The 3,349-nt window shown below is 62.4% G+C and carries 1 protein-coding gene; it reads left to right on the plus strand.

The features are described 5' to 3' along the window. Window positions 1–94: 94 nt before the first annotated feature. Window positions 95–3,349: beta strand repeat-containing protein (locus RQP55_RS12045; RefSeq protein WP_315610443.1), on the plus strand; the 3,255-nt coding region annotated here is incomplete at its 3' end.

A 3,349-nucleotide genomic window follows, 5' to 3' on the forward strand; every position in this document is an offset into this window, starting at 1 on the left:
CGATCTCCGCTTCACGCAGCTTGCCAATGATGTCTTCCGGCTTGTGCTTTCTTGCCATTCCATTCCTCCTTCGTGGCCATTCCTAAAATAGAAATTGGGCCACTCAGAAGGGGGCAGATCAAGCGGTGCGTCGGGTGTCGAGGCTGGGGGCGCGCGCGTCAACATCAGCGGCAGCAACTTGGCTGGGACCACATCGGTTACCTTTGGTGGTGTCGCCGCGCTGTCCTTCACGGCAACCAGCGGCAACATCACTGCCTATGCTCCTGCCGGATCGGGCACCGTGCCGATTGTCGTGACGAATTCATTGGGGTCAACGACGGCTACCACTCAGTTCACCTACACGTCGGCCACGGCGCCCTCGATTCTGGGTCTTTCAAACTCGGCACCTCCAGCCAGTGGGGGCAAGGTTGCGGTGTTTGGTTCAAACCTTGCGAGCGCAACGGGGGTGACCGTCGGCGGGGCATCTGTGCAATTTAATGTTGGATTGATTGCAACGACCGGGTCGGATCGCCTGGAAGTGGTTGTGCCCCCGGGCACGGCCAACGCCCCCACCACGCTGGTGGTGACTACGCCAAGCGGTTCGGCGTCGACGACCCTCACTTACTTCCCGACACCTTCGGGCGCCCCGGCCATCTCCTCGGTGACCCCGCAGACAGTCTCTACCGCTGGCGGGGTCTCGGTCCAGATTAACGGATCCAATTTGTCAACGGCAACGGCCGTGAGCTTTGGTGGTGTCGCCGCACCTTGGTTCTATCAACAAGGTTCGAACGCGCTGTTTGCGATGGTCCCGGCTGGCGCAGCAGGTGCCGTAGACGTCTCGGTCACTACACCAGTCGGAACGGCGACAGCCCAGGGCGGCTTGACTTATGTTGCCGCACCCGTGCCGGTCATCACATCCGTTTCCCCCAGTATCGGCCCAGTGGCGGGCGGGACCACCATCGTGATTAGGGGTACTGGCCTTACCGGGGCAACCGCGGTAGCTATCGGTGGTCCAAACGCACCGTCGTTTACCGTTGACAGCGATACTCAGATTACGGCTGTCACACCGGCTAACTCCAGTGGTGGCGGTGCAACGGGTGTCACGGTGACCACACCTGGTGGACGGTCGACCTCGGCTCCGTTCACCTATGCAGTTGCCGGCTTCCCGGCACCGACGGTCTCTGCAATAGCGACGTCAAGCGGCCCAACCGCGGGGGGAACCTCCGTGGTTATTACCGGCACGAACTTCATCGCTGGTACGTCGGTCACCTTTGGTGGCATCGCGGCGCGGATCGCAATCAACAGCAGCACCCAGATCACCGCAACCACCCCGGCCGGCTCGGCGGGCACCGTTGATCTTGGGGTCACGAGCCCGGGCGGTGCAACTACGCTGAGCAACGCGTTCACTTACAGTGGGCAACAGCAACAGCAGCAGGCGGCGCCGACGATCAGCGGGGTTGCTCCGGCTACGGGTGCGACCGCAGGCGGCACCAGCGTAGTGATCACCGGGACTGACTTTACCGGCGCAACTGCGGTCAGCTTCGGCAGCACCGCTGCAAGCTCGTTCACCGTGGACAGCGCAACGCAGATCACGGCGGTTTCGCCTGCCGGATCGGCTGGGGCGGTGAACGTCTCTGTCACCACGGCTGGCGGCAGCGCCACGTCGAACGGTGCCTTTACCTATGTGGCAGCTCAGCAGGCTGCCCCGACGATCACCACGATTGCGCCCGCCAGCGGCACATCCGCAGGCGGAACCAGCGTGATCATCACCGGCACCAACCTGACCGGCGCCAGCGCTGTGACGTTTGGCGGCACGGCGGCAACCAGCTTCACCGTGGACAGCGCAACGCAGATCACGGCTGTCGCTCCGGCTGGTACAGCTGGTGCGGTCAACCTGGCGGTCACCACCGCGGGCGGCACGGCTACGCTTAATGGAGGCTACACTTATATCGCCGCCGGCACGCCTGCGCCGACCATCGCGGCGCTTGCGACGACCAGTGGCCCGATTGCGGGTGGGACTAGCGTTGTTATCACCGGCACCGGCTTCACTGGCGCCAGCGCTGTGACCTTTGGCGGCACGGCGGCAACCAGCTTTACCGTGAACAGCGCAACGCAGATCACGGCGGTTGCGCCGGCTGGCTCAGCCGGTGCTGTTGACGTGGCGGTTACGACTGCCAGCGGTACGGCAACCCTCAATGGCGGCTTCACTTACGATGCCGCTCCTGTCATCACGGCGCAGGGGGGTACTTCCGGTGCTACCACCGCGGCGCTGTCAGTGAATGAAAACCAGACTAGCGTCATCCGCCTGACGGCGAATGAAACGGTAACCTGGTCCATCACCGGCGGAGCCGACCAGGCCAAGTTCCAGATCGCTGCCGACGGCACGCTCACCTTTGTTGCGGCTCCGAACTTCGAAGCCCCGAGCGATGCGGATGCGAACAACAGCTACGTCGTCGAGATTACTGCAACTGACTCCGGCAGTATCGCCAGCACCTTGGCGATCACTGTCACGGTCCGCGATATCGATGACACCGCCCCGGTTATCTCTGGCCCGAGCGGTGGTGCGGGAGCTGCGGCTTCGGCGCAGTCGATCAATGAAGGGCAGACGGCGGTGGCCACGTTTACGGCCAGCGAAACCGCGAGCTGGTCGCTCGATGGCGGCAGCGATGCGTCGGCATTCCGTATCGATCAGACTACCGGCGTGCTCGTATTCGCCTCCGCGCCTGACTATGAAAGCCCAACCGATAGCGATCGCAACAACACCTACGTGGTCCGGGTGAAGGCGGCAGACGCCGCTGGCAACGCTGGCTACCAGACGCTGACCGTGACGATCAGCAACGTAGATGAGTTGGGACGTAGGCTCGCTCAGGCTGAAGGACAGCTTCGCACCGGTTTGCGTAGCCATGTCGCACACAGCCTCAGCGACATGCTGAGCTTCAATGAAAGCCTGATGAAGGCTGCAAACGACGACGATTGCACCAACCCGTCAAACAAGTCCCTTTCGGGCAAGGCCAATGCCAACCAGGATGGCGGCAAGGTGAACATGGCGCAGCGCCTGTCGGAATGCGGCCGTCGTCATCAGGCTTACATTGACTTCGGGCTGAACTATTCGAAGCAGGGGGACAATTGGACCACCCGCATGTTTGCGGCACTGCGTCTCGAAACGAAGGTGGATTCAAACCTGACTTTGGGTGCATCGCTTATGGCCTCTCAGGCCAGCGATACGCTCACTGGGTTCACCAACAGCTCGATCTCGGATGAAACCCTGCAGCTGAGCCTCTATGGCCGCTACGCAATCAGCAACAAGCTGCGCACCGGGGCCTTCGCTGGCTATGGTCAAGGCTGGTATGACTTTGGCCTGGCGGAAAGC

Source organism: Novosphingobium sp. APW14 (assembly GCF_032337075.1).
GTDB lineage: Bacteria > Pseudomonadota > Alphaproteobacteria > Sphingomonadales > Sphingomonadaceae > Novosphingobium.